The sequence below is a fragment of the Streptomyces fuscichromogenes genome, from assembly GCF_014645815.1.
GTDB lineage: Bacteria > Actinomycetota > Actinomycetes > Streptomycetales > Streptomycetaceae > Streptomyces > Streptomyces fuscichromogenes.
In genome coordinates this window covers 140,631-166,981 of the sequence record NZ_BMML01000018.1, presented here as the reverse complement: position 1 = coordinate 166,981, position 26,351 = coordinate 140,631, and the positions used below count along the sequence as shown (strand labels likewise).

The window sequence follows — 26,351 nt, the reverse complement described above, 5'->3', positions numbered from 1 at the left end:
ACCATGGGACGAGTGACGGAACGACGCAAGGTCATCCGCATCCGCGACGGGGCGGTCTCGGCCCGGCCGGACACGCTCGTCGCCGAGGAACCGCTGGAGATCAGGCTCAACGGGAAACCTCTGGCCATCACCATGCGCACCCCCGGTGACGACTTCGCGCTGGCGGCCGGTTTCCTGGTGAGCGAGGGGGTGCTGGCGGCCGCCGAGGACCTGCAGAACATCGTCTACTGCGCGGGTGCCACGGTCGACGGCTCCAACACCTACAACGTGGTCGACGTCAGGACCTCGCCGGGCGTCGAGCTCCCCGACTTCACCCTGGAGCGCAACGTCTACACCTCCTCGTCCTGCGGGCTGTGCGGCAAGGCGAGCCTCGACGCGGTGCGTACGACGGCTCGCTGGCCGATAGCCGACACTCCCCCGGTCCGGGTCGGACCCGAGTTGCTCGCGAGCCTCCCCGACCGGCTCCGCGCGGCGCAGCGGGTGTTCGACCGGACCGGGGGGCTGCACGCGGCGGCCCTGTTCACGGAGGACGGCGAGCTGGTGGACGTCCGTGAGGACGTGGGCCGGCACAACGCGGTGGACAAGCTGGTCGGCCGGGCCCTGCAGAACGGCGACCTGCCGCTGTCCCGGACGATCCTGCTGGTCTCCGGGCGGGCCTCCTTCGAGCTGGCGCAGAAGGCCGTGATGGCGGGCCTCCCGGTGCTCGCGGCGGTCTCCGCGCCGTCCTCGCTGGCGGTGGACCTGGCGGCGGAGACCGGGCTGACCCTGGTCGGTTTCCTGCGGGGCAGCAACATGAACGTGTACGCGGGCGAGGACCGTATCGCTCTGCGGGCCGCGGCCGCCCAGGGCTGACCGGTTCCCCGCGGCACGGCGGCGGGGCCCCGAACGGCGGGGAGCGCCCCCTGCGCCGCAGGGGCCCCGCCTCAGCCGGAGCAGGACGCCCCGATGCCGCCCGCGGCCTCGGACGCACGCGGCGACCGGCGGGGAGCGACGGCCGGACGCCGGCCCGAACCGGTCAGGCGGGGGTGAGGCGGACGTCGGCGGTGGTCACGACCGTGCCGAGGCGCGGGAAGTCGAGCCGTACGGACGCCTCGTGCTCGGGTCCGGTGAGGGCGGCCATGGCGTCCTCGACGAAGACCAGGTCGTAGCCGAGGTCGGCGGCGGCGCGGGCGGTGGACTCGACGCCGAGGTTGGTGGCGATGCCGCCGAACACCAGCCGGGTGACACCGAGCCCGCGCAGCCGGGCGTCGAGGCCGGTGCCCTGGAAGCCGCCGATCGTCCGCTTGACGATCTCCACGTCCCCTTCCTTCCGGAGTCCGGCCACGAGTCCGCTGCCGGGCGGCTGCTCCGCGAGGGAGGGCCGTTCGACGCGGACGAGCACCACGGGCGCGCCGGCGGCGCGGAAGGAGTGGGCCAGCTCCTCGGCGGCGTGCAGGACTTCGGTGCCCTTGCGGGGCTCCAGGGGCAGCGCGACGATGCGGTCCATCAGGTCGACGAGGACGAGGGCGGTGCGCGCCGGATCGAGCTCCAGGGGTGCGGTCATGACGGAACGTTAGCCGCCATGAGCCGTCCGTACCGGAAATCCGGATCAACAGGCCCGTGAACCCGTCGTGTTCGGCGGCCGTCGGCCCCGGTTCAGCGGCGGGGCGTGCCGGTGCCGACCGCGGACCGTGACTCCGCGGCGCGGGCGGCCGGGGGTTCGGCCGGGTCCTGGGCCTCGGGGTCATGGGCGCGGCGCTTGGCGATGACCGCGCACACCATGAGCTGCATCTGGTGGAAGAGCATCAGCGGCAGCACGGCCAGCGAGGCATGGGCGCCGAACAGGACACTGGCCATGGGCAGTCCGGAGGCGAGGGACTTCTTCGACCCGGCGAACTGGATGGCGATGCGGTCCCCGCGGCCGAAGCCGAGCGCCTTGGCGCCGTACCAGGTCACCAGGAGCATCACGGCGAGCAGTACGGCCTCGACGGCGAGGAGCCCGGCCAGCCGCACGGCGCTGACCTGGTGCCAGATGCCCCGGACCATGCCCTCGCTGAACGCGGTGTAGACGACGAGCAGGATGGAACCGCGGTCGACCAGGCCGAGGATCTTCTTGTGCCGGGTCACGAAGCCGCCGATCCACGGCCGCAACAGCTGCCCGGCGACGAACGGCACCAGCAGCTGGAGCACGATCTTCACGATCGAGTCGGCGGAGAACCCGCCCCCGCTGTTGCCGAGCAGCGCGGCGGCGAGCAACGGCGTCAGGACGATGCCGACCAGCGAGGAGAAGGATCCGGCACAGATCGCGGCGGGCACGTTGCCGCGCGCGATGGAGGTGAAGGCGATCGACGACTGGATGGTGGAGGGGACCAGGGTCAGGAAGAGGAGGCCCTGGTAGAGCGGATGGGTGAGCAGGACCGGCACCAGACCTCGGGCCGCCAGGCCGAGCACCGGGAAGATCACGAAGGTGCAGACCAGGACCGAGGTGTGGAGCCGCCAGTGACGCAGCCCGTCGACGGCCTCGCGGGTGGACAGGCGGGCGCCGTAGAGGAAGAAGAGGAAGGCGATCGCGGCCGTGGAGGCGCCGGAGGCCACGTCGGCGGCCGTGCCCCTGGCCGGGATGAGGGCGGCGACGCCCACCGTCCCGAGCAGCAGCAGGACATACGGGTCGATCGGCATCCGGCTGGGCCGGCTCAGGCGTTTCACGGTGCTCCACTTGCGGGTCGGTCAAGGCGTCGTGCCGGCGGGTACGGCCGGGTTCCGGCCGGGGCCGGGAGGGCCCTCTCCATCGTCCTCCTCCGACAGGTGATCGGGAATCCGGTATACCACTCTGACTGTCATCGCGTTCCGCGATAACATGTTCGAGTGTATGACCCTGCACAGCTGCGCACCTTCCTGGCGGTGGCCCAGACGCTCAGCTTCACCCAGGCCGCCCGCCGCCTCGGGCTGCGCCAGTCGACGGTCAGCCAGCACGTGCGCCGGCTGGAGGACGCGACCGGCCGCCAGCTGTTCTCCCGCGACACGCACTCCGTGGAGCTGACCGAGGACGGCGAGGCGATGCTCGGGTTCGCCCGCCGGATCCTGGAGGTGCACGAACAGGCGGCGGCCTTCTTCACCGGCACCCGGGTGCGCGGCCGGCTCCGCTTCGGCGCGTCGGAGGACTTCGTCCTGACCCGGCTGCCGGAGATCCTGGAGGGCTTCCGCTACGACCACCCCGAGGTCGACCTCGAACTGACGGTGGAGCTCTCGGGCACCCTGCACGAGCAGCTGGCCGCCGGGAAGCTGGACCTGGTGCTGGCCAAGCGGCGCGCCGAGGATCCGCTGGGCGAGCTGGTCTGGCACGACGACCTGGTCTGGATCGGCGCGGAACGGCTCCGGCTGGACCCCGCGCGTCCGGTACCGCTGATCGTCTACCCCCCGCCGGGCATCACCCGCGCCCTGGCCCTGGAGGCACTGGAGCACCAGGGCCGCGACTGGCGCATCGTCTGCACGAGCGGCAGCCTCAACGGCCTGATCGCGGCGGCCAGGGCGGGTCTGGGCGTGATGGCCCACTCGAGGGGCCTGATCCCCCCGGGCCTGTTCCGCGTCCCGGACCGGGCGGGCCTGCCGGAACTGGGCAAGGTCGACTTCGTCCTCGTACATGGCAACAGGCGATCACCGGCACAGACGGCGGCAGACGCACTGGCAGCGGCCGTCCTGGCGAGCGGCACGCACCTCAGACGCCGTTGACCGGAGGCGCCCCACAGGGGCGCGGGGAACTGCGCGACCAGCCCCCACCCACCCGCACTGTCAGTACGACCCCGCGTACGTCAGCTGCTTCACCCGCCGCAGAAACGGCATCGCCTCCACATGCCGCACCCCCTCCAGCCGCCCCACCGGCCCGCTCAGGTACGCGTACAGATGAGCGGTGTCCCGCAGCACCGCGGTCACCACGACATGCGACGGCCCGGCGGTAGCCGCGGCGAACGCCACCTCGTCATGCCCCGCCAACGCCGCCCCCACGGAGTGCATCGCGGAGGGCGCCGTCGTGATCCACAGCAGCGCGGCCTTGGGATACCCCAGCACCTCGGCCCGGTACTCCACGTCGATGTACACCGCCCCGGAACCGAGCAGCGCGGCCAGCCGCCGCTTCACCGACGACTCGGACCGCCCGGTCGCCCGCTGCAGCTCCGGATACGTCGCCCGCCCGTCCCGCTCCAACGCGGCGAGCAACGGCGCGTCCTCGGGCTCCAGCCGCGCCGGCCCGTGGGCCTCCGGCGGCGGCCGCAGCGCCGCCGTCTGCTCCTCGGACAGCGCCCGGAACTTCCGCACCCACCCGGCCGGTCCCCCGTAGAACCGGTGCAGCAGTTGCTGCGCGCGGATCTCCACCACGCTCGGGGTGCGCGGCAGCTTGCCGAGGAGCAGGTCGTCGTGGTCGCCGGGGTGGCGCGGCCGGGTCATGCAGGCGATCTCCGTGCCGCCGGAGGCCAGCCCGATCCAGGCGGTGTCGGGGCGCCTGGCGAGCGCGTCGGCGATGACGGTGGCGCCGTCGGGCGCGCAGCGCAGCCGGAGCATCCACTGGTCGTGGCCGAGCCGCTCGGCGTCACGGACCGCGACGACCCGCAGCCCGGCCTCGGCGCACAGCCGCCGGTAGCGGCGGGCGATCGTCTGGTCGGAGACGCCGAGCACGGCCGCGATCCGGCTGAAGGAGGCGCGGCCGTCGACCTCCAGCGCGCAGAGCAGTTGCACGTCCAGGGGATCGAGCGTGTCGGATTCCAGCTCCAGCATGGCGGCCATCCTAGGGAGCGGGACGGCGGACGGAGTGACGGAATCGGCCACTCCGGCGCAGTCCTGAGAGGGTGCCGCGGCGCCCCCCACCTGACCGGTGGGTAACCGGCCGGGGGCCGTAATCGGGTCGTACAGATTCCGTGGAGATTACGGAGCCGGAACTTACCGAACCGTAGGAATTCTGTCCGGCCGTTCCCCATGTGGGGGTATTTTCCAGACGTGAGCACGGTCATACGAGAGCAATGCTCGTTTTCGCACCCCCTCCCGCACGGTCTTCCGGTGGGGTAGCTTTCACGGCGCTGTGCGGAGCGTCACGACCGTCACTGTGGAGCGAGGAGCGGGGAGCGGGGTTTGCGCGAGTTCACCAACCCGCCGTTGGCGTCGGCACCGCCGGTCGGCGGTCTGGCCGACTGCGTGTTCGAGCATGCCCGGACGGACCCGCAGCACATCGCCCTGGGCCGCAAGGACGAGCTCGGCCAGTGGCGTGACGTGACCTCCGCCGAGTTCCGCGACGAGGTCCTCGCCCTCGCCAAGGGGCTCCTCGCGCGGGGCGTCCGGTTCGGCGACCGGGTCGCGATCATGTCCCGCACCCGCTACGAGTGGACCCTCTTCGACTTCGCGCTGTGGACGATCGGCGCCCAGGTGGTGCCGGTCTACCCGACCTCGTCGGCGGAGCAGTGCTTCTGGATGCTGTACGACGCGGAGTGCACGGCCGCGATCGTGGAGCACGAGGACCACGCGATGACGATCGCCACCGTCATCGACCGGCTGCCGCAGCTGCGCCAGCTGTGGCAGCTGGACGAGGGCGCGGTGCAGGAGCTGTACGACGCGGGCGCGCACCTGGAGGACGAGGTCGTGCACCGGCACCGGCAGGCGGTGACCCCCGACTCGAACGCCACGATCATCTACACCTCGGGCACCACGGGCCGCCCCAAGGGCTGTGTCCTGTCGCACGGGAACTTCATGTTCGAGGCCGACACGGTCGTGGCCCGCTGGGAGTCGGTGTTCCGCGCGAAGAAGGGCGAGGAGGTCTCCACCCTGCTCTTCCTGCCGCTGGCACATGTCTTCGGGCGCATGGTGGAGGTGGCCGCGATCCGGCACGGGGTGCGCTTCGGCCACCAGCCGCAGCTGCACGCGGCCGCGCTGCTGCCCGACCTGGCCGCGTTCCGGCCGACGTTCATCCTGGCCGTGCCGTACATCTTCGAGAAGGTGTTCAACGCAGCGCGGCGCAAGGCCGAGAAGGAGGGCAAGGGCGGGCCCTTCGAGAAGGCCGTGGAGATCGCGGTGAAGTACGCGGACGCGGTCGAGGCGAAGGCCTGGGGCACCGGGCCCGGTCCGTCGGCGTCGCTGCGCATGCAGCACCAGCTCTTCGACAAGCTCGTCTACTCCAAGGTCCGCACCGCGATGGGCGGCCGGATCCGCAACGCGATGTCCGGCGGCTCGGGCATGGACCGCAGGCTCGGCCTGTTCTTCGCCGGGGCGGGTGTGCACATCTACGAGGGCTACGGCCTCACCGAGTCGACGGCCGCCGCGACCGCGAACCCGCCCGAGCGCACCCGCTACGGCACAGTCGGCCAGGCCATCCCGGGCACCACCGTGCACATCGCGGACGACGGCGAGATCTGGCTGAACGGCGGCAACGTCTTCCAGGGCTACCTGAACAACCAGAAGGCCACCGACGCCACCCTGCACGACGGCTGGCTGGCCACCGGCGACCTGGGCTCCCTGGACGAGGACGGCTATCTCACCATCACCGGCCGCAAGAAGGAGATCCTGGTGACCTCCGGCGGCAAGAGCGTCTCCCCCGGTGTCCTGGAGGAGCGGGTCCGGGACCATCCGCTGGTCAGCCAGTGCATCGTGGTCGGCAACGACCGCCCCTACATAGCCGCCCTGGTCACCCTGGACACGGAGGCCGTCGAGCACTGGTTGCAGATGCGCGGCAAGCCGCAGATGCCGGCGGCCCAGCTGGTACGGGACGCCGACCTGGAGACCGAGGTGCGGCGCGCGGTGGTGGCCGCCAACACCCTGGTCTCGCAGGCCGAGTCGATCCGTACGTTCCGTATCCTCGCTCAGCCGTTCACCGAGGAACACGGCCTGCTGACCCCGTCGTTGAAGCTGAAGCGCAAGGCGATCGAGAACGCCTACGCCAACGAGGTCGAGGCCCTGTACCGGGCCTGACGTACCGTCAGCTGATGCTGACCCGGAAGATCTTGTCGGATCCGTCCGGCTCGTTGCCGTTGTTGTCGCAGTTGGTGGTGGACAGCCACAGCTGGTCGGCGCCCGGCACCTTGGTCACGGTCCGCAGCCGGCCGTAGGTGCCGACGTAGTACGCCGTCGGGGTGCCCACGCTCTCGTTGTCGCCGTTGATCGGGATGCGCCACAGCCGTTCGCCGCGCAGCGAGGCCATGTAGACGACGTTGCGGACGATGGCGATGCCGCTCGGGGAGGCCTCGGAGACGTTCCAGGTGGCCTTGGGGTTGGTCATCCCGGCGACCGAGCAGGTGCCCTCGCAGGTCGGCCAGCCGTAGTTGGCACCGGGCTTGATCAGGTTCAGCTCGTCCTTGGAGCTGTTGCCGAACTCGGCCTCCCACAGGCGCCCGTTGCGGTCGAAGGCGAGGCCCTGGGGGTTGCGGTGGCCGAGGCTGTAGACGTAGTTGCCGAACGGGTTGCCAGGGGCCGGTTTGCCGTCGGTCGTCATGCGCAGGATCTTGCCGTTGAGGGAGTTCTTGTCCTGGGCGAGGTCGGGTGTCTGGGCTTCTCCGGTCGAGACGTAGAGGTAGCCGTCGGGACCGAACAGCAGCCGGCCGCCGTTGTGGTAGCGGTTCTTCTTGATGCCCTGGAGCAGGATCTTGTAGTCACTGAGCGTGCTGCCGTCGTAGGTCATGCGCACGACCCGGTTGCCCTCGTCGGCGGTGTGCATGAAGTAGACGTAGTGGTTGCTCTCCCACTTGGGGTCGACGGCGACGCCGAGCAGTCCGCCCTCCCCGTTGGTGGTGACGACGTTCGGGACGGTCCCGACCTGGGTCCGGGTGCCGTCCTTGGTGACCTTCCAGACCCGGAAGTCGTCCCGCTCGGTGACCAGCGCGGTCTTGCCGTCGGGCATCCAGTAGGTGCCCCAGGGGATGGTCCAGCCGCTGGAGAGCGTGGCGATGGAGGAGGGAGTGCCGCCGTCGGTGGCGCAGGCCTTGGTGGTGAAGGTGACGGCGTTGCTCGGCTGGGAGACGTTGCCGGCCGCGTCGCGGGCCACGACGTCCAGGGTGTAGGGGCTGTCGCAGGCGAGACCGGTGAGGGTGGTGGTCGTGGAGCCGGTGACCGTCTTGTAGACGGTGGTGCCGCTGCGGACGTCGTACGCGGTCACGGCCCGGTCGTCGGTGGAGGCGCCCCAGGTGAGGTCGGCGGTGTTCGCGGTGATGTTCGTCGCGGACAGGGTGCCGGGCGCGGTGGGCGGGGTGCTGTCGCTGCTCGGCTGGGTCGTGCAGTCGACGACGGGGCTGGCCGGTGAGGTGTTGCCGGCCGCGTCGCGGGCGATGACGGTGAGGTCGTAGGTGGTGTTCGGGGTGAGCCCGGTCAGGGTCTTCGAGGTCGAACTCCCGGCCGCCTCACCGATCTTGTTGCCGTGCTCGTACAGGTCGTACGCCGTCACGCCCACGTTGTCCGTGGCGGCGCCCCAGGCGAGGGTGAGCGCGTCCTCGCCGATGCCGGAGCAGGAGGGCTGGCCGGGCCGGGTGGGAGCCTGGGTGTCGGCCGCCGCGGCGACGCTGACCTTGTCCAGGTTGGGCCCGCCGTTCGCGGTGGTGGCGGTGGCACGGATCTTGTTGCTGCCCGCGGTCAGCGGGACGTTCACCGTCTTGGTCACCCAGGTGTTCCAGTCGGCGGTGGCCGGGAAGGAGACGCCGGCGGCGACGACCGTGCCGTTGACGGAGATGTCCAACGGCCGGTCGGTGTCGGTGCCGTTGGCGAAGCGCAGGGCGAGCGCGGAGGTGCCGGCGGTGGCGGCGCTCACCGTGAACTCCACGTACGAGCCCTTGATGTTGGTGTAGTCGACGAAGCCGGTGCCGGTGTATCCGGTGTGGTTGGTGGCGACGGTGCCCTGGGAGATCGTCGCGTCCTCGGCCTGGTAGTCGGTGGCCGCCCGCGCGGTCCCCGGCAGCAGGGCGACGAGGGGCACGGCCAGGGCCAGCGGCAGGGCGCGGGCCAGTAGGGTTCTGGGGGTCATGACGGTCCTCCTCAGCCGAGCGGCCGGACACGGATCAGCCGGGTCTCGCCCGGACGCAGGGTCGCGCTGTAGGTGGTGGCGACGGTGCCCTTGTGGGAGCCGGACCACAGGTCGGTGACGTCCCCGGAGCCGGTGAAGCCGACCTGGGACCAGTCCACGCTCACCGTGGAGCTGCCGGAGGTGCCGGTGTTGAAGAGGGCCACGACGTACTGGCCGTCGCTCTCCTTCTTGCTCCAGACCTGCTTGACCCCGCTGTTCACGATCCGTTTCGCGGCCACCCCGTCCTGGTCGACGCCGATCAGCCGGTCGTTGGTGAGCATGGCCTTGTCGACGGTGTCGAGGTGGGTGAGGTCGGTGCCGAGCAGCAGGGGCGCGGCGGCCATCGACCAGAGGGTGAAGTGGGAGCGCCGCTGGTCGGCGGTGAGGCCCACCTGGTCGCCGTTGCCGATCTCCAGCGAGTCCAGGTCGTTCCAGCCGCCGGGTCCCGCGTACTGCTGCCAGTTCGCGGCCGTGTTGAAGCGGGCGGAGACGTGCGACCAGTCGGTGAGCGGGTAGCCGCTGCCGTTGTCGCCGGGTCCGCAGTAGCACTCGACGTCGCCCTGGGTGCGCCAGCTGTTGGCCAGCGACCGCCAGGTCGGGGCGTCGGCGATCGCGAGGTTGTTGGAGAGCGCGAAGGTGATGGGGCGGCCGGAGACACGCAGCGCCTTGGACCAGGCCTGGACGTCGGGGATGTCCTGGCTGCCCACCCCGTCGATCTTCAGGTAGTCGACTCCCCAGGAGGCGAACTGCTTGGCCCAGGAGTTCACGAACTCCTGGGCGCCCGGCTTGGAGTAGTCGATGTAGTACATGTTCTTGCAGTTGTAGTTCTTCTCGGTCTTCGAGGTGTCCGCGATGTCCTGGGCGTGGTACGAGGTGCCCTCGATCGGGGTGTTCCTGGTGACGGCGTTCTTGGCGATGCCGGGCGTGACGTAGAAGCCGAACTTCAGGCCCTTGGCGTGGACGTAGTCGGCCAGCGCCTTGATGCCGTCGGGGAACTTGGCGGGGTCGACGGCCCAGCGGCCGTAGGAGTCGACGGTGAAGCCGTTCGCGTCGCACTTCTGGTAGAAGTCGTCGAGGTTGACCTGGACGAAGCCGTGGTCCTTCAGGCCGCTCGCGGCGAGCGCGTCGGCCTGGGCCTCGATCTTGGCCTGGGTGGGCCACCGGCGCACGAAGCTCCAGCTGCTCCAGCCCATCGCGGGCCGCACGGCCTGGCCGTTGTCGGAGGCGGGGGCCGAGTCACCGGCGCGCAGGAGCGGCACCGCCGCCGCGACCAGCAGCGCGGCCGTCGCCACGGTGAGGTTTCTGGTCCTGGTCACGGGCGTCCTCCGGTCACGGGTGTCGCGTAGGCGGTGCCGATCCACGCCTCGTCGATCCGCAGTCGCTGGTAGCGGGTGGTGTCGGTCGAGGCGGCCCAGGTGGAGTCCACCTCCAGGCGGACGTACCGGGCCGTGGCGGCGGTGAGGTCGATGCCCTGGATGCCCCGACGGCTGGGCAGTTGCCCGGACTTGACCGCGCTCCCCCAGGTGGTGCCGTCGTTGCTGACGTACACCTTGTAGTCCTTGATCCGCGCCGACTGCTCGGTGTCCGAGCGGGCGTAGGCGACCGAGTCCTCGCGCTGGTTGAGCCCGAGGTACTGCACCTTCTTCGCCGAGCCGAGGTCGAAGGTCAGGTTCACCGGGAGCGTCTTGTTGTTGTCCCAGTAGGTGAGGTAGTCGCCGTCACCGGCGGCCGAACCGGCGTGCCCGCTCGCGGCGGCGCTCGCGGTCACCTTGACCCCGGTGAGGATGCCCTGCCGGCCGACCGTGAGGACCTTGAAGACGGTGTCGTACGGGTCCCAGTCGCCGAGCCCGGTCAGGGTCAGCACGCCGCCGGACTGCGACCACGAAACCGCCTTGCCGCTGCGGAGGTTGGTCACGGAGGCGATGCGGTAGCCGTTGTCGCGGATCCGCAGGGTGCTGGTCGACGGCGGGGTCAGGACGTGGACGTACTGGCGGTCCGGGTCGTCCTTGGCGATCGTCGTCACGCCGTGGGCGCCGTCGTTCCAGAAGCCGGGTTTGAGGCCGCCGTACATATAGCCGCCGCCCTCGGTGCCGTGCAGGGACTCCCAGATCGGGTCGAGGTAGGAGTTCGCGAAGGTGTTGAACGCGGCCTGGTTGGCCGGGAACTTGCCGTTGACCTGGGCGGTCTCCGCCATCAGGGCCTTCACCGAGGAACCCACGTTCGTGACGAGGCGGCCGAGGGTGAGCATCTTGTCGACGGCCGGGTCGGAGCCGTCGTACCACCAGGCACCGGTCGAGGGCAGTTTGAAGTCGGCCTCGGTCAGGCGGGGTTGGGCGGTGTAGACGGCCTGCGGGTAGTCGTAGGCCGGGGTCATCCCCGCCTTCTGCTCGTTGCTGATCATGTCCATGATCGGCGTGTCCTCGTTGTTGTTGCTGAGCGTGTAGTTCGGGCGCTTCTGGTAGATCTGCTGGTAGAGGTCGTGACTCTCCCAGTACGCGTTGTCGTTGTCGATCCAGAAGCCGCCGAGGTCGGGATAGCGGTCCATGACCTCGAAGAAGTTGTCGTAACTGAACTGCCCGAAGCCGTCATTGGTGGTGAGGTCGACGTTCTTGCCCTTGTAGGCCGAGTACGCGGCGGAGTCGAGCCACTCGTGGCCGCCCTCGTCGTGCCACTGGGGGTCGTTGGTCATGTAGAGGATGACCTTCATGTTCTTGGCCTTGGCGGCGGCGATCAGCTCGCCGAGGAAGTCCCGCTTGGTGGAGCAGGAGCCGGGGATCTTCGACGGCCAGGGGCGAGCGTAACCGAGGCGGCTGTGGAAGGTGGCGAGGACCAGGTACTGGGTGTGCAGCTTCTGGGCCTCGTTCACCCAGTAGTCCGGGGTCCAGCCGCCGCTCGTGACGTCGTTCTCCCAGGCGGTGCAGCTGGTGTGGGCGGGGGCGGTGCGCAGGCCCCAGTGCAGGAAGAGACCGCCGACGGAGGCGCGGAGGAAGTCCTGGCGGGGGTTCTCCAGATCGAGCGGTTTCACGGCCGCGGCGCAGTCCTGGCCTCCGGAGACACGGAGCGCACCGCCGGAGGTGTTGTGACTGTCCGTCACGCAGGCACCCGTGACGTCCTGGAAGCCGACGTCGTACGGGGAGTCGGCGCCCTTCTGCGCGGTGAAGCGGGTGAGCCGGATGTCGCTCGCCGCGTTGGCGATGACCGCCGGACGCCCGTCGCTCGCGGCGGACTTCACACCGCTGTCCGTGAACTGCACGTGGTCGGCGTTGTGCAGGTACCAGCCGTAGGCCGGCCGGGTGCCGATGGCCTTGGGGTTGTAGTCGTTCGGGTCGTTGCCGGGCACGCCGGTGGACATGGTGCCGTTGCCGCCGGGCACGGTGATGTTGACGTTGTCGAAGGTCACACCGCTGATCCGGTGGCCGCTCTCGCCCCACAGGGTCGGGCTGAAGGAGGGGCTGTTGCCGGTGGCGGTGATGTCGTCGTACGTGACGTCGCTGATCGATCCGACACCGGGACTGTTGCCGCATCGCTTGCGGGTCCCGATCTTCTCCATGATCGGCGAGTGGACGTTCGTCATGGTGATGTCGCGGTAGTGGACGTCGGAGATCTTCGCGCCGTCCATGGAGACCATGCCGAGGCCGGACTTGTCGGCGCCGTCGATGCGGATGTTCTCGAACTGGTAGTCCGAGAAGTCGCCGCAGGTCTCGGAGCCGAACATCAGGGCGTTGCAGCACTTGGCACCCAGGGTCGAACCGCTCACCCGGACATGCCCGTTGGGCATCTTGGCGCCGAGCGCGTAGTCGCTCTTGAAGACCAGCGCGTCGTCGTTGGCGTGGATCGTCGCGTTGGTGATCGTGGCGTTCGTGGTGGAGATGACGTTCCAGCCGTCGCGGTCGCTCGCGGTGTCGATGGTCAGGTGGTCGGACGTCACGTTGTTGCAGCCGTTGATGAGGGCCGCGAAGTGGCCGCCGCGGCGGAGGGTGAGGCCGTCGCCGATCCGCAGGCCGTCGCACCGGGTCAGCGAGATGATCTTGTCGGCCTCGCCGGTCTTCGGATTGCCGGTGATCAGGTTGCCCGCGCCGTCGATGACGCCCTGGCCGACGAAGCCGATGTCGGTGAGCCGGTCGCCGTAGATCATCGCGTCGTGGAAGTGACTGTGGCCGTAGTCCTGGTACGCGTCGTACGGGTTCGACTCGGCCTTGTCGTAGGTGTCCGCGCTGGAGCCCTGGAGGGTGGCGCCCTTGTCGAGCTGGAGCGTCACATGGCTCTTCATGTGGATGGTGTTCTTGGACTTGTAGGTGCCGGCGGTGAAGCGGACGGTACCGCCGCCCGCCGCGTTCGCGGCCGTGACGGCCTTGTCGATGGCGGGGGTGTCGTTGGCGGAGCCGTCGCCCTTGGCACCGTAGTCACGCACGTCGTAGACGGCGCCCGCGCGAGGTGCGGTGGACTGCGGGGCGGCGAGGGCCGCGGGGTGCGAGAGCCCGAGGACGACGGCGAGGACGAAGAGGACGATCGCGGCCGCACTGTGCCGTGCGGCGGTGGGGGGTTTCATGGTGACGGTTCCTCACACCTGTTGGTAGCCACGGAGGTCGGTGAGCAGGAGATACGTGTTCTGGAGCGAGCCCGAGGTGTCGCCGAGGGAGCGGTAGATGCCCCACTTCGGGCGCACCCGGTCGGCCAGGAAGGTGTCCACGCCGGTCTTGGAGGCGTCGATCACGGTGGCGCCGCCGGACTTGAGGATCCAGCGGACCGAACCCGCCGAGCCGTTGCCGACCTTGATCTGGAAGTCGACGTCGGTCCAGGTGTCGTGCAGCGGGTCGAGGTCGGTGCGGCCGACGAGGATGTCGTCGATCGCGAGCCGCAGTTCGATGGTCTGCTTGCCGTTCACCCGCCGCAGCGACTGCACGACGATCGGCGAGGTGCCGGTGCCGGGCTGCTTCATCTGCATGATGTGCGTGAAGGTGGTGGTCGCCTTGAGGGAACTGGGGATGTACATCGAGTAGGTCACCCGCCAGGTCTGGCCCTCGTTCCACTTGAGGTAGCTGCTGGAGCCGGTGCGCAGGCCGGTGACCTCCTGGCGCTGGCGGTCGGTCGAGGTGTCCCGGTCGACCGTGTGCATGTTGAAGCGCCAGTTGTTCCCGGTGGCGTAGATGTGCGGCTGCCCGGCGGGGTGGGAGTCGGCGCGGTCGTCCTCGACGGTCTCGAAGGCGCCGAGGCCGTCACTGCTCGCCGACGGCTGCCACTTGAGCTGCCAGGACGCCGCGTGGGCGGTGGTCGCGGGCAGACCGACGGCGGCCGTGGCCGCACCGGCGAGCGCGGCGCCGAGAACCGTCCTTCTGGATGTTGTGCTCATGACACTGAATCACCTCGCAGTTGCTCGTTCATGATCAGGAAGGCCCCGAGGCCGTGGAAGTCGTTCACGGCCCGGGTGCGGCCGACGTAGTACGCGTAGTCGCCGACGTTGGTGCCGATGGAGATGCCGGCGAGGTTGGTGCGGCCGTCCGTGCCGACCGACAGCTCGGCGAGCACGCCCTGGTAGCCACGGCGGGCGACGGCCGCGTAGTGCGGGTCGAGGTAGTGCTGCTGGGCGCCGCGCGAGAGGGCGTAGGTGAACATGCTGGAGCAGGAGGTCTCGGTCCAGTTGTCGGCGCGCCCGCCCTTGTCGATCACCTGGAACCAGCGTCCGGTCGCCGGGTCCTGGTACTTCTCCAGGGCCGCCGCCAACCTGCCGAAGATCGTGAGGAGTTGCGGGCGCCGGGGCTGGTTCGCCGGGATCGCGTCCAGCACGTTGACGATCGCCATCGCGTACCAGCCGACGGCCCGGCACCAGTGCTCGGGGGCGAGCCCGGTCGCCGGATCCGCCCAGCTCGCGGTCTTCGACTCGTCGTAGGCGTGCTTGAGCAGGCCGCTCGCGACCTGGAGGTGGCCGCCGTAGACGGCGAGCTGCCTGGCCGCCTCGTCGTCGGTGTACGCGCTGTCGCCGAACTCCTTGCCGTACTCGACGAGGAACGGGTTCACCATGTAGACGCCGTCCGCCCAGAGTTGATGGGCACGGCTGGAGTTGTCCGCGTGCCAGAAGCCGCCGTCGCCGGTGCGCGGGTAGGTGTTCAGGCGGTCGCGGATCTTCTGTGCCGCCTTGCGGTAGCGGTCCTGGCCGGTCTCGTGGTGCAGGATCACCAGGAGCCGGCCCGCCTGCATGCTGTCCAGACTGTTGAAGGACTGGTCGATCGAGCCGTCGCTCTTCACGAACCGGTCGACGTAGCTCTTGATGTAGGCGAGGTAGCGGGCGTCGTGGGTGCGCCGGTAGGTGAGGTACTGGCCGTAGAGGTAGAGGCCGACCGGGTAGGACCAGCCGCCGATGGTGGTCGGGGTGTAGCGGGCCATGGTGGAGTCGACGACCGCCGTGGACCAGTCGGTGGCGGCGACCGGCCTGGCCTCGGCGGCGGCCGCGACCGGGGTGACGGCGGCGACGGCGGGCGCGGGTACGGCCGCGGGGAGCGCGACCAGGGTGGCGGTGGTGAGCGCGACGGCCGCGCCGGCGGCTCGCAGGCGTTTCATGCTCCTCCTTCTCCGAGGACTTCTCTGTGGGCTTCTCTGTGGGCTTCTCCGAGGACTTCTCTGTGGGCTTGCCTGTGGACTTCTCCAGGGGGCTCCACGGGGGCTTCCCGGCGGACCTCCCTGCGGGGCTCTCCGGGAGGCTCCATGAGGGCTTCCCGGCGGGCCTCTCGGCGGGTTTCTGCTGGTGTTTCTCGGTGCGTGGCGGCGGTGGAGGTTCGTCGTAGGGGGACGAGGTGGTGGTCGGGGGCGTGGTGGCAGGCCGGGTCGGGGTTGCGGGCGTCGCCGGTGAGCGCGTACGCCTGGCAGCGGCAGCCGCCGAAGTCGGTGGTGCGCAGGGCGCAGCCACGGCAGGGCTCGCGCATCCAGGACTCGCCCCGGTAGGCGTTGAAGGCGGTGGACTCCCGCCAGATCCAGGCGAGTCGGCGGTCCTTGACGTTGGGCGGGTCGAGGCCCGGCAGGGTGGCCGCGGCCGGGCAGGGCAGGACGGTGCCGTCGGGGGCCACGGTGAGCGAGATCCGGCCCCAGCCGCCCATACACGGCTTCGCCGTGCCGGTGAGGAGGTCGGGGGCGACCCACACCAGTTCCGGTTCGTCCAGGCGGCGCCGCCACCGCAGGACCGTCTCCCGGGCTCGTTCGACCTGTCCGGGCTCCGGCAGCAGGGCGGCGCGGTTGCGGGCCGCCCAGCCGTGGTACTGGGTGTTGGCCAGCTCGATCCGGTCCGCGCCCCAGGCCACGCCGAGGGCGATCAGCTCCTCGACGGCGTCGAGGTTGCCCCGGTGCAGGACGACGTTCAGGCCGAAGGGCAGGCCCGCCGCCCGGATCAGCCCGGCCGCGCGTTCCTTGGCCGCGAACGAGTGGGCGCCGGCGATGCGTTCGGCGGCCGTCGGCTCCGCGTGCTGCACGGACAGCTGCACCCCGCGCAGTCCGGCGCCGACCAGTCCGGCCAGCCGCCGCTCGGTCAGCCCGACCCCGCTGGTGACCAGCTGGGTGTGCAGGCCCGCGGTGTCGGCGGCGGCGACCAGCTCGGGCAGGTCCCGTCTGAGCAGCGGCTCGCCACCGGACAGATGGGTCTGGACGACGCCCAGCTCACCGGCCTGCCGGAACACCTCGGCCCACTCCCCGGACCCCAACTCCACTGACCGACCGATCAGTCGGACCGGGTTCGAGCAGTACCCGCAGCGGAGCGGACAGGCATGCGTGAGCTCGGCGAGCAGTGCCCACGGTGGCTCGACGGCGGTCATCGCAGCCACCCCTCCTTCCGTAACGCGGACAGGAACTCCGGCACCTCGGCCGCGACCGGGGCGCCCGGGAACGCGGCGGAGAGTACGGCGACGATCTCGGGTACCGCCCGGCTGCCGTCGCACAGCCGGAGCACACCGCCCGCCCGGCCGTGCAGCACGACCACGCGCTCGGGCAGCAGCAACAGATCGGTGTCGCGCACCCGGTCATGACGCAGTGCGACCGTGCGGGCGAGGACGGGCCGCCAGGTCATGGCCGACCGCCGTCCGGGGCGTCGTCCGGCGCCCCGGTGTCCCCCCGGTCCACCGCGTCGAGCAGCGCCCACAGCACCTCGCACTTGTAGGCGAGCGCGGCGAGCGCGCGTTGCTGCTCCTCGCGGGTGCGGGCCCAGTCCAGGACCAGCGCGAGGGCCTCCGCGCCGTCCCGGGCGCCCTGGTCGACGCGGGTGCGGAAGTAGGCGAGGCCGGCCGGGTCGATCCACGGGTAGTGGCGTTCGAAGGCGGCGATGCGGGTGCGCATCAGACCGGGTGCGGACAGCTCGGTGAGCGAGGCGGCGACCGCGTCCAGCGCGGGGCGCAGGCGGCAGAAGGTGACGTACCCCTCGACCGCGAAGCGCACCCCGGGCAGCACCCGGGAGCTGTCCCAGAGCTGTTCGCGGGGCAGGCCGGCCGCCTCGCCGAGGCGCAGCCAGCGCTCGATGCCGCCCTCGCCGTCGGCGGCGCCGTCGTGGTCGCGGATGCGGCGCAGCCATGGACGGCGCAGCGCGGGCCGGTCGAGCTTGGCGAGGATCAGGGCGTCCTTGACGGGGATGTGCCGCTGGTAGTGGAAGCGGTTGGTGATCCAGCGGCGCAGTTCGGCCGGGGTCAACTCACCTTGGTGCATGCGCTGGTTGAAGGGATGCCGGTCGTGGTAGCGGTCGGCGGTGACGGCACGCAGCCGTTCGGTGAACTCCGGGACCGGCCAGGGGCCGGCGGCCGTCCCGGAGCGGACGGCCGGGACGGCGGCGGTGGCGGTGGCGGTCATGGCGGTCCGCCCGGGCGGATCAGCGGTCGCCGAGGGCGTAGCCGGTCACTTCCAGGGCGGTCTCCACGACCTGGTAACCAGGGCTTCGCCAGACCTTTTCATCGGATGTCTGCCGAGCGGCGGCTTCCGGCTGCCGTTCCTCGGAGGTCGTCTCGTTCATGGGCGCTTACCTGCTTTCCTGAGGTTGGGGGGTCTCAGAGCACAGAGAGAGGTCTCTCTTTCACAGGGATCGGTCGGGAGACCCACAGGGATGTTCACATCTCTGCACCGGGTTCAGTGATACGTCCGACGATGCGCACCAGAGTCGCGGCAGAAACCGGCCGAGGTCAATGGTCCCGACCAATAACGTCGGATGCGTTTCCGGCCAATCTCCGCCCGCAGTGGCTGACCCAGCGGTCAGTTCCGGCGGATTCCACGGTCAGGAATGCATCGGGGCCGGTGATCGTTGACGATGGGAGTACCACCTGTCGACAACCTAAGGATCGAGAGCTCGTGAGCAGCAAGGTCCCCCCGAAAATCCTCAACAACGGCGTCGAGATGCCCCAGCTGGGCTTCGGCGTGTGGCAGGTGCCGGACGACGAGGCCGAGCGGGCCGTCGCCACGGCATTGGAGGCCGGGTACCGCAGCATCGACACAGCGGCGATCTACGGCAACGAGGCGGGCACCGGCAAGGCGATCGCCGCCTCCGGCGTACCGCGCGAGGACATCTTCGTCACCACCAAGCTCTGGAACGCCGACCAGGGGTACGACGCCACGCTGCGCGCCTTCGACACGTCACTGGCGAAGCTGGGTCTGGACCACCTGGACCTGTACCTCATCCACTGGCCGCTGCCGGCCCGGGACAAGTACCTCGACTCGTACAAGGCGTTCGAGAAGCTGTACGCCGACGGCCGGGTCAAGGCGATCGGTGTCTCCAACTTCCTCCCGGAGCACCTGGAGCGGCTGATCGCGGAGACCTCGGTCATCCCGGCGGTCAACCAGATCGAGCTGCACCCGCACCTCCAGCAGCACGCGGCCCGCGAGTTCCACGAGGAGCAGGGCATCGCCACCGAGGCCTGGTCGCCGCTCGGCCAGGGCAAGGGACTGCTGGACGTACCGGCGATCGTCGCGATCGCGCAGAAGCACAACCGCACCCCGGCCCAGATCGTGCTCCGCTGGCACCTCCAGCTGGGCAACGTGGTGATCCCGAAGTCCGTGACGCCGTCCCGGATCAAGGAGAACATCACGGTGTTCGACTTCAGCCTGGACACCGAGGACCTCGCGGCGATCAGCGCGCTCAACGAGGACCGGCGCATCGGCCCGAACCCCGCGGCCTTCGACGTGGTCTGAGCGAAGACCTCGGCAAGGACCGGGCGAGGGCTCGGGCCGCCCCGGCCGTTCCGCCGTACGTACGGCGGGACGGCCGTTCGCGTTCCCCGACTCCCGTGCGGGGCAGGTCAGTCGGGGCGTACGTCCGCGTGGACGACCTCGAACTCCTCCAGGCCGACCACGGTCACCCGCGCCTTGGCGGCGTCGGCGCGCCGGGCCGACGCCTGACCGGCCCGTGAGGCGACCATCGAGGCGCGGTCGACGAAGAGCGAGCCGACCACGCCCCGGCCCCGCCGCCGGTCGACGAAGACGGAGCAGCGGGCGAAGCCGGGGAGCGCTTCGAGCCGGGGTATCGCCGAGGCCCGGAAGGTGTCGGCGAACAGGTCCGTGTCGGCGGGGTCGAACTCCACCCGGGTGGAACGCATACCGCCGCCCGACCTCGGCGGCTGCACCGCGTGGAAGAGGGCCACCTCGTAGTTGTCCACGGCAACGGTGCCCGCGAACGGCTCCAGCATCGGCCTGCGCCGCTCGCGCATCACCTGGTCGCTGTTGCGCCGGGCCTCCTCGGAGCCCCACCAGCTCACCGCGACCAGTTTGCCCAGCTCCCGGTCGACGACGACGTCCGCGCCCCGGTAGTCGGGACGTTCTTCGAGCAGTTCACGCCCCTGGCTGTTCAGGGACCTGATGGCGGCCTCGACCTTCGCCGGATCGCCGGTGACGTACACCGTGCGCACGAACATGACCCCTCGCCTCCCAGGAGCCACTGGAGCCACCGCTCAACCTCCGCACGGCTCCTGCGTATATATCCGAAATGTTCTGCCCCACCAGTGTTCCCCGGGGGGCATATCACCGCAATGTGCATTAAACAGCCGAGTTGACATCCAGGGCTTGACGCGGACATGCAGCCGGGTCCACCTTGTACGACACCCAGTCAGGAAACTTTCCTAACAGAAGGGGACCCCCCACAGTGCGCATCCGAACACTGACCCTTGCCGCGGCCTCCGGGGCCGCACTGCTCGCCGCCGGAGTGCTTCCCGCCAGCGCGTCCGGCGCCGCCGTCCCGAAGTCCGCCCAGGAGGGCTCGGTCAGCGCGGCGAGCCTGCTCGCCAAGGTGACGTCCTGTTCCCAGATCTCCAGCGGCAAGTACAAGACCGACGACGAGACGTCGGCCACGATCCCCGTCTGCGGCAAGAACGGCGCGGTCTTCTGGAAGGCCGACATGGACATCGACTGCGACGGGCAGCGCACCACCAACTGCAATGAGGACCGCGACCCCTGGTACCAGGACGACACCGCCTTCCACCAGTCCGACGGCAAGCCGCTCAAGTCCGAGTCGCTGCCGTACATCGTGGTCCCCAGCTCCAGCAGCATCTGGAACTACTCCAGTGCCGGCATCAAGGGCGGCGGAGTGGTCGCCGTGATCTACAACAACAAGGTCGAGTACGCGGTGGTCGGCGACACCGGTCCCACGAAGATCATCGGCGAGGCCTCGTACGCCACCGCCAAGGCACTCGGCATAGACCCCGACCCGGCGACCGGCGGCGCCGACTCGGGCGTGACGTACATCCTGTTCAAGAACTCCAAGGTCTCCCCCATCGAGAGCCACAGCGCGGCCGTGACCCTCGGTGACCAGCTGGCCAAGCAGTTCATCGCCGCCAACTGACGTCCCCGCGGCGCTCTCGCGCCACCACCGGCCCGGGGAGGGCGGGCGGCCCGGTACCACGAGGTACCGGGCCGCTGTGGCGCGCCGCGCCCGGCAGCGGTATGCCGACCGCGGCACCGTCGTGGCTGGTCGCGCGGTTCCCCGCGCCCCTTACGGGACCGCTCAGGCGGGCCGTACCGCGGTGTGCACGGTCCGGACACCGAGGACGAACAGGTCGGACCTGCGGTGCACGCTCGCGGGGTCGGCCGGGTCGAGGAGGCGCTCCAGGACGGCCCGGTCCTCGGCGTCGAGGTCGTCCGTGACCGAGTCCCGCAGCCGGGAGAAGATCTCGGCGGCGTAGGCGCGGGCCCGGTCGGAGGCCGGGGCGGGCAGGTCCAGGAGGAAGCTGCGGGTGCGGGTGTGCTTGAGCCCGGCGGAGTTCAGCAGCGCCGGCCAGTCCTCGGCCTCGGCGACCGAGCCGGGGAGCTCGCCGCGCATCTGCTCGAACCACTTCTCCTGGAGCGCGTCGAGCCGTGCCTGGAGGCCGGGGCGGCCGATGCCGACGTCGCGGGGCAGGAAGCGGCTGGGCAGCCCCCCTTCGAGGATGGCCAGGGTGCCGCCGGGGGCCAGCCGCTCGCCGAACGCGGTGAGCGCGGCCCGCTGGTCGCCGAGGTGGTGCAGGCTGTGGCCGGCCCAGAGGAGATCCGCCGGGTAGTCCAACTGGTCCAGGACGCCAGGCAGTTCACCGGCCAGCACACCGAAGCGGTCGGCCACGCCCTGCCGCTCGGCACGGGCCGTGGCCCGGTCGAGGAGCGGTTCACTGCCGTCCACGGCCAGCACCCGCGCGCCCGGGAACGCCTCGGCGAACAGACACGACACCACCCCGGGCCCGCTGCCGACGTCGACGATCAGCCCCGGCTCGGTGACCTCCTGGCCGAGCCAGCCCAGCGCGCTCTCGTAGAGGGGTGCGAAGAGCTCCGCCTGGGACTCCAGATGACCGGCCATCTCGGCCCAGTCGATGTCGGTGTTCGAGCGGGCGTGGTCATGGGAGTGGGAGTGGGTGCTCCGGTGGTCGTGGTGGTGGTCGTGCGCCATGGGGTCAGCCTCTCGTCCTGGGTGTCGCCAGCGTGCGCCGGGACACCGCCCGGAGGCCAGTCCTGTTGCCGGTGCGGCAAAAAACCGGATGCGGACGGCAAGGCGCCGGGTCCACCATGACCCGGTGGACGACGAGTTGGTGGCACGCTTCCTGACCGACGGTTTCGTGAAGATCGAGGGCGCGTTCCCGCCGCGCGTCGCCGAGGACTGCGCCCGGCTGCTGTGGCGGGAGACGGGGTACGACCCGCAGGCCCCGGACAGTTGGCAGGACCCCGTGGTGTGGGTGGGCGGCATGGCGCAGGGCCCGTTCGCGGCGGCCGCCAACTCCCCGGAGCTGCACCGGGCGTTCGACCTGCTGGTGGGCGAGGGCCGCTGGGTACCCCGGTATTCGCTGGGGAGTTTTCCGCTGCGGTTCCCGCACCCGCAGGAGCCGGACGACGCCGGCTGGCACATCGAAGGCAGCTATCTCCCGGACGGCGTCGAGACCCGCTGGTACCACACGAACCTGCGCTCCCGTGACCGCGCGCTGCTGATGCTGTTCCTCTTCTCCGAGGTGACCGGGCAGGACGCGCCGACCCGGATCCGGGTCGGCTCGCACCTGGACGTCCCGGCGGTCCTGGAGCCGTACGGCGAGGAGGGCGTCTCGATGCTGGAGATCGCCCCGCAGGTCGTCGAGGCCTCCGCGCACCGCCCCCTCGCGTATGCCACCGGCCGCCCCGGCGACGTCTTCCTCTGCCACCCCTTCCTGGTGCACGCGGCCCAGCCGCACCACGGCACCCGCCCCCGCTTCATGGCCCAGCCGCCGTTGATGCCGGCCGCTCCCTGCGAACTGGAGCGGCCGGACGGAGCCTATTCAGCGGTGGAGGCCGCCATCAGACGGGGCCTGGACCGCGCCCCAACGGGGCGCGGGGAACTGCGCGACCAGCCACACACGGCCCGCAGCGTCGATCCCAGCCCGGCCGACGGGTCTACAGCGGCGGGTACGCGTTAGCCATCAGCTGCTGGAACTGCGCCGAGAACCAGTGCCCCGACAGCGGCGCGTTCGGCAGGGCACCGGACATGTTGTTCCCGTTGCGGGCATTGCCCGTGTACGTCGGGTCGCACATCTGGTCGAAGCCCTTGCCCTCGTCGTTCGGAATGGCCGAGCTGGAGCCGTCGGACTCACCCGGCGGCTTCATCCACACATACGCGTCGATCCCGGCGGCCGGGCTGGCCTGCGGGCGCTCGCCGAGGCCGGCTCCGGCCTGGTTGCACCAGTTGCCGACGTGGATCCGGCGGTCGTAGCGGCCGCCGTCGACGTAGGCGTCCACGCTGGTCGTCGGGCCGGGGCCGGCCGGCCGGGCGCTGCCGCCCCAGCCGTTGCGGGAGGTGTCGATCAGCATGCCGATGCCGGAGTTGAAGCCGACCGAGACCAGTTGGGTGCGGAAGGCCTGGGCGAAGGACAGCTCGTCGACGTACCGGTTGTAGTCGACCCACTTCGACAGGCGGACGGAGGTGCCGTTCACCGTGTCGTTGATGGTGAAGTTGTTCTCCTTCAGGGCGCTGTAGTTGGCCGTGTTGGTGATGAAGCCCTGGACGTCGTCGACGGTCGCGCCCTCGCTGGTGGCCGCCTGCTTGAACAGGGTGGCCGCCGGGGCGAAGTTGTCGTCCCAGCCGAGCCAGCCGTGGTGGCCGGCGTCGAGGTAGTTGTAGACGTTGGGGATCGCGCCCAGCTTGGCGAGGGCGTAGCCGACGCCCTTCACGTAGTTGCCGTTGGCCAGCATGGTGTTGCAGTTGGCGGTGGCGGTGGCCCGGCTGCCGGTGTTGGTGACCAGGTTGGGCAGCGAGTCGATCTCGATGGTGGTGACGATCCGCAGCGAGGCGTACTTGCTGTCGGAGAGGATCGCCGCGATCGGGTCGATGAACTGCGTCTTGTACTTGTCGATCTCCGTCGGGCCGAGTTCGCCGTTGGAGGCGAGGGCCGCGCAGTCGCGTCCGGGCAGGTCGTAGACGACCAGCTGGACGACCTCCTCGCCGCTGCCCTTCTGGGCGAGCGCGGCGTCGAGATGCGCGCGCAGGCCCATGCTGGTGCTGGTGCCGTTGATCGCGGCGATGCGGTCGAGCCAGACGCCGGTGGGCTGGTTGGAGACGCGGGTGCCGCCCGGTTCGGCGGCGGCCTTCGCGGACCACTCGGGGTTCACGTAGACCTTGGCGCCGGCGTACGGGTTGTCGACGCGGGTGCCGCCGCCCCCGCCTCCGCCGCCTCCGCCACCGCTGCTGCCGTCGTCGACGTTGCAGGTGACGCCGTCGAGGGTGAAGGCGGTCGGGATCGCGTTGGCGCCGGAGTACGACCCGTTGAAGCCGAAGCTGACCGAACCGCCGGTCGCCAGCGTGCCGTTGTAGGTCTCGTTGTTGGCGGTGACCACGGTGCCGCTCTGGGTGAGCTTGGTGTTCCAGTAGCTGGTCACCTGCTGGTTTCCGGCGTACGACCACTTCACCGACCAACTCGACTTCGCCGCCGAGTTGTTGGTCACGGTGACGGCGGCGGTGAAGCCGGCGCCCCAGTCGTTCTGGATCTTGTAGTCGACGGTGCAGGGAATCGCGGAGATCGCCGCCTGGGCGGAGGGGGTCACGGCGACCGCCGGACCCGACACCCCGGCGACGAGCGCCAGGGCGGCGAACACCGCTGTTCTGGTACGACTCATGAGTGCGGGTTCCTTCTTCTTCGGTGGATGTGCTTCTTCTCTGGGCCCCGGTTACGGGTTGAGGGCCTTCAGGTGGTCGCGCAGCCCGACGCCGTACGCCGTGGGCGTACCGGTGTAGTCGGAGATCAGGGACGGGCCGGACGAGCAGTCCCAGGTGTTCCAGGTCCAGCCCAGGTAGGAGAGGCCGCGGTCGTCGAACCACTTCATGACCTGGTCGACGAACCCGTGCGAGCAGGTGTTCTCGCCGATCTCCCCGGCGACCAGCGGCACCTGGGCCGCGACCGGGGCGAGGGTGGAGTTCCAGCAGCTCTCGGTGGAGCAGGTGTTGAAGTTGTAGACGTGGTAGGAGGCGACGAGATTGCCGGCCGGGTCGGTGGGCCTGTACGTCAGCCACTGGCTGAGGTCGTTGGAGTACGCGAGCCCGCCGATCATGATGACGTTCCTGGCGCCGGCGCCCCGGATGCTGTCGACCAGGTCCTGCATTCCGGCGACTTCGTAGCCGATCCCCGGGCAGGTGCCACCGTCCCGCCAGCACTGCCAGGCCTGGGTGGCCGTCGAGGTCGCCCGGTCCGGGTAGGGCTCGTTGAACAGGTCGAAGACGGCCGCCTGGTCGTCCTTGAAGGTGCCGGCCACCGAGGACCAGAAGGACGGGGTGTACTGGGCGTCCGGCATCGGCTTCTGGCAGGTGGCGTGCACGTCGGAGCAGCCCGCCGAGTTGCCGGTGTACTGGCCGTAGGTCCAGTGCAGGTCGAGGATCGGGGTCAGGCCGTACGACTCGACGCGGGCCACCAGTTCCTTCACGGCGCTGATGTAGTTGGCGCCCGCGTACTCGGGCTTGACGTTGGACAGGCCGAGCCAGCACTCCTCGTTGAGCGGGATGCGGATCGCGTTCGCCTTCCAGTCGGCGATCGCCTTGATGGCGGCGTCGTCGACCGGGCCGTCCCAGATGCCGTAGCCCTGCACGCACATGAACTCACCGCCGGAGCGGTTGACCCCGAGCAGCCGACGGGCCGTGCCGCTCGCGTCCACGAGCCTGGTGCCGGAGACGTGCAGGGCCGGCGCGGTCCCGCCGGCCGGCGGCTCGCTCGGCGTCGGGGTGGGGGTCGGCGTGGGCTGCGCGTCGACGTTGCAGGTGGTGCCGTTGAGCTTGAACGTCGTCGGTACGGCGTTGCTCCCCGACCAGGAGCCGAGGAACCCGGCGCTGACGCTCGCGCCGGTGGCGAGGGAGCCGTTCCAGCTCTCGTTGGCCGCCGTGACCGTCGTACCGGACTGGGACCACTTGGCGTTCCAGCCCTGGGTGACCTTCTGGCCGCCCGCGAAGTCGAAGCCGAGGCTCCAACTGCTCATCGCGGCCATGTTGTTGGTGATGGTCACGGAGCCCTGGAAGCCGGTGTCCCACTGGCTGGTGACGGCATACACCACCGTGCAGGCCGGCGTCGCCCCGGACGCCGACACGACCGGTACCAGTGCGGACCCGACGAGGGCGCCCGCACCGGCGACGGCTAAAAGAACTGAACGCGGGGGGTGTCGCATGAGCGACTCCTTGCAGCTCGGGCGCGTCGTGACGGACGCGCCGACTGAACGGAATCGCTCCCACTGGTGCGAAGGAAGGTAGCGCCAAGTGCGTGCAAAGAACAGGGGAGTCGCTTGACTTTTCCGCGGCGGGGTCCGTCGAATCTTTTCGACTCTTCAACGCCCTTGACCGCACCATGCCACATCTCCACTATGGGAGCGCTCCCACTGGTTCAAGCCTTGACTTCTTCCCGAGCCGCAAGCGCAAGGAGGAACCAGCACATGCGACCCG

General features: G+C 70.2%; 22 protein-coding genes. 6 read left to right on the top strand and 16 right to left on the bottom strand.

The features are described from left to right. The first annotated feature begins 3 nt into the window (after positions 1 to 3). The gene (fdhD, locus tag IEZ11_RS33210) at positions 4 to 852 is read left to right on the top strand and encodes a formate dehydrogenase accessory sulfurtransferase FdhD (protein WP_189266658.1); all 849 of its coding nucleotides are present in this window, start codon (positions 4 to 6) and stop codon (positions 850 to 852) included. A gap of 163 nt (positions 853 to 1,015) precedes the next feature. Here the strand turns inward: fdhD and IEZ11_RS33205 are convergent, their stop codons facing one another. Continuing rightward, positions 1,016 to 1,543 (bottom strand): isochorismatase family protein, encoded by a 528-nt coding sequence (locus IEZ11_RS33205; RefSeq protein ID WP_189266657.1) that lies wholly within the window; start codon positions 1,541 to 1,543, stop codon positions 1,016 to 1,018. Positions 1,544 to 1,635: 92 nt separating this feature from the next. Then, positions 1,636 to 2,685 carry a bile acid:sodium symporter family protein gene (locus IEZ11_RS33200; protein WP_373295007.1) on the bottom strand — a complete coding sequence of 350 codons (1,050 nt, stop codon included), beginning with the start codon at positions 2,683 to 2,685 and terminating at the stop codon, positions 1,636 to 1,638. A gap of 159 nt (positions 2,686 to 2,844) precedes the next feature. Here IEZ11_RS33200 and IEZ11_RS33195 point away from each other — a divergent pair, with 159 nt between their 5' ends. Beyond that, on the top strand, positions 2,845 to 3,708 hold the full coding sequence (locus IEZ11_RS33195; protein ID WP_189266656.1) for a LysR substrate-binding domain-containing protein: 864 nt from the start codon (positions 2,845 to 2,847) through the stop codon (positions 3,706 to 3,708). 60 nt (positions 3,709 to 3,768) lie between these two features. Here the strand turns inward: IEZ11_RS33195 and IEZ11_RS33190 are convergent, their stop codons facing one another. Then, positions 3,769 to 4,746, bottom strand: a complete 978-nt coding sequence (locus IEZ11_RS33190) for an Lrp/AsnC family transcriptional regulator (RefSeq protein WP_189266655.1) — start codon at positions 4,744 to 4,746, stop codon at positions 3,769 to 3,771. Between the two features lie 351 nt (positions 4,747 to 5,097). Between IEZ11_RS33190 and IEZ11_RS33185 the strand changes: the two genes are divergently transcribed. Then, on the top strand, positions 5,098 to 6,924 hold the full coding sequence (locus IEZ11_RS33185; protein WP_189266654.1) for an AMP-dependent synthetase/ligase: 1,827 nt from the start codon (positions 5,098 to 5,100) through the stop codon (positions 6,922 to 6,924). 7 nt (positions 6,925 to 6,931) lie between these two features. Here the strand turns inward: IEZ11_RS33185 and IEZ11_RS52050 are convergent, their stop codons facing one another. From IEZ11_RS52050 to IEZ11_RS33140, 9 genes are read right to left on the bottom strand one after another with little or no spacing between them, the layout of a single operon-like run. Beyond that, complete coding sequence (locus tag IEZ11_RS52050) at positions 6,932 to 8,962, bottom strand: PQQ-dependent sugar dehydrogenase (protein WP_189266653.1); 2,031 nt, start codon at positions 8,960 to 8,962, stop codon at positions 6,932 to 6,934. Positions 8,963 to 8,973: 11 nt separating this feature from the next. Next, positions 8,974 to 10,317, bottom strand: a complete 1,344-nt coding sequence (locus IEZ11_RS33175) for a glycoside hydrolase family 27 protein (RefSeq protein ID WP_189266652.1) — start codon at positions 10,315 to 10,317, stop codon at positions 8,974 to 8,976. Then, positions 10,314 to 13,550: a glycosyl hydrolase family 28 protein gene (locus IEZ11_RS33170; RefSeq protein WP_189266651.1), complete on the bottom strand. Its 3,237-nt coding sequence runs from the start codon at positions 13,548 to 13,550 to the stop codon at positions 10,314 to 10,316. Before IEZ11_RS33170 ends, IEZ11_RS33175 begins: the two co-directional genes overlap by 4 nt. 12 nt (positions 13,551 to 13,562) lie before the next feature. Then, a complete protein-coding gene (locus IEZ11_RS33165) occupies positions 13,563 to 14,351 on the bottom strand; it encodes a polysaccharide lyase family protein (RefSeq protein WP_189266650.1) in 789 nt (262 codons plus the stop codon). After that, on the bottom strand, positions 14,348 to 15,556 hold the full coding sequence (locus tag IEZ11_RS33160; RefSeq protein ID WP_189266649.1) for a glycoside hydrolase family 88/105 protein: 1,209 nt from the start codon (positions 15,554 to 15,556) through the stop codon (positions 14,348 to 14,350). The genes IEZ11_RS33165 and IEZ11_RS33160 overlap by 4 nt, the downstream gene beginning before the upstream one ends. Continuing rightward, positions 15,553 to 16,797, bottom strand: coding sequence for a pyrroloquinoline quinone biosynthesis protein PqqE (pqqE, locus tag IEZ11_RS33155; RefSeq protein ID WP_189266648.1), 1,245 nt, complete (start codon positions 16,795 to 16,797; stop codon positions 15,553 to 15,555). The genes IEZ11_RS33160 and pqqE overlap by 4 nt, the downstream gene beginning before the upstream one ends. Beyond that, complete coding sequence (gene pqqD / locus IEZ11_RS33150; protein ID WP_189266647.1) at positions 16,794 to 17,048, bottom strand: pyrroloquinoline quinone biosynthesis peptide chaperone PqqD; 255 nt, start codon at positions 17,046 to 17,048, stop codon at positions 16,794 to 16,796. The genes pqqE and pqqD overlap by 4 nt, the downstream gene beginning before the upstream one ends. Next, the gene (pqqC, locus tag IEZ11_RS33145; RefSeq protein WP_189266646.1) at positions 17,045 to 17,818 is read right to left on the bottom strand and encodes a pyrroloquinoline-quinone synthase PqqC; all 774 of its coding nucleotides are present in this window, start codon (positions 17,816 to 17,818) and stop codon (positions 17,045 to 17,047) included. Before pqqC ends, pqqD begins: the two co-directional genes overlap by 4 nt. A gap of 19 nt (positions 17,819 to 17,837) precedes the next feature. Further along, positions 17,838 to 17,978 carry a hypothetical protein gene (locus tag IEZ11_RS33140; protein ID WP_189266645.1) on the bottom strand — a complete coding sequence of 47 codons (141 nt, stop codon included), beginning with the start codon at positions 17,976 to 17,978 and terminating at the stop codon, positions 17,838 to 17,840. Between the two features lie 332 nt (positions 17,979 to 18,310). On the opposite strand from IEZ11_RS33140, the gene IEZ11_RS33135 reads away from it, so the two are divergent. Further along, entirely contained in the window at positions 18,311 to 19,147 is an 837-nt protein-coding gene (locus IEZ11_RS33135; RefSeq protein WP_189266644.1) for an aldo/keto reductase, read from the top strand. Positions 19,148 to 19,254: 107 nt separating this feature from the next. Here the strand turns inward: IEZ11_RS33135 and IEZ11_RS33130 are convergent, their stop codons facing one another. Then, a complete protein-coding gene (locus IEZ11_RS33130; protein WP_189266643.1) occupies positions 19,255 to 19,866 on the bottom strand; it encodes a hypothetical protein in 612 nt (203 codons plus the stop codon). 227 nt (positions 19,867 to 20,093) lie between these two features. Between IEZ11_RS33130 and IEZ11_RS33125 the strand changes: the two genes are divergently transcribed. Next, the gene (locus IEZ11_RS33125; RefSeq protein ID WP_189266642.1) at positions 20,094 to 20,789 is read left to right on the top strand and encodes a glycoside hydrolase family 75 protein; all 696 of its coding nucleotides are present in this window, start codon (positions 20,094 to 20,096) and stop codon (positions 20,787 to 20,789) included. Between the two features lie 162 nt (positions 20,790 to 20,951). Here the strand turns inward: IEZ11_RS33125 and IEZ11_RS33120 are convergent, their stop codons facing one another. Further along, positions 20,952 to 21,863, bottom strand: coding sequence for a class I SAM-dependent methyltransferase (locus IEZ11_RS33120; RefSeq protein ID WP_189266641.1), 912 nt, complete (start codon positions 21,861 to 21,863; stop codon positions 20,952 to 20,954). An 88-nt stretch (positions 21,864 to 21,951) separates the two neighbouring features. Between IEZ11_RS33120 and IEZ11_RS33115 the strand changes: the two genes are divergently transcribed. Continuing rightward, positions 21,952 to 22,854 carry a phytanoyl-CoA dioxygenase family protein gene (locus IEZ11_RS33115; protein ID WP_189266640.1) on the top strand — a complete coding sequence of 301 codons (903 nt, stop codon included), beginning with the start codon at positions 21,952 to 21,954 and terminating at the stop codon, positions 22,852 to 22,854. Here IEZ11_RS33115 and IEZ11_RS33110 read toward each other — a convergent pair. Together IEZ11_RS33110 and IEZ11_RS33105 are read right to left on the bottom strand one after the other, a co-directional pair. After that, entirely contained in the window at positions 22,832 to 24,547 is a 1,716-nt protein-coding gene (locus tag IEZ11_RS33110; RefSeq protein WP_189266639.1) for a glycoside hydrolase family 6 protein, read from the bottom strand. The genes IEZ11_RS33115 and IEZ11_RS33110 overlap by 23 nt on opposite strands. 51 nt (positions 24,548 to 24,598) lie before the next feature. Beyond that, on the bottom strand, positions 24,599 to 26,080 hold the full coding sequence (locus IEZ11_RS33105) for a cellulase family glycosylhydrolase (RefSeq protein ID WP_189266638.1): 1,482 nt from the start codon (positions 26,078 to 26,080) through the stop codon (positions 24,599 to 24,601). Positions 26,081 to 26,351: the final 271 nt, after the last annotated feature.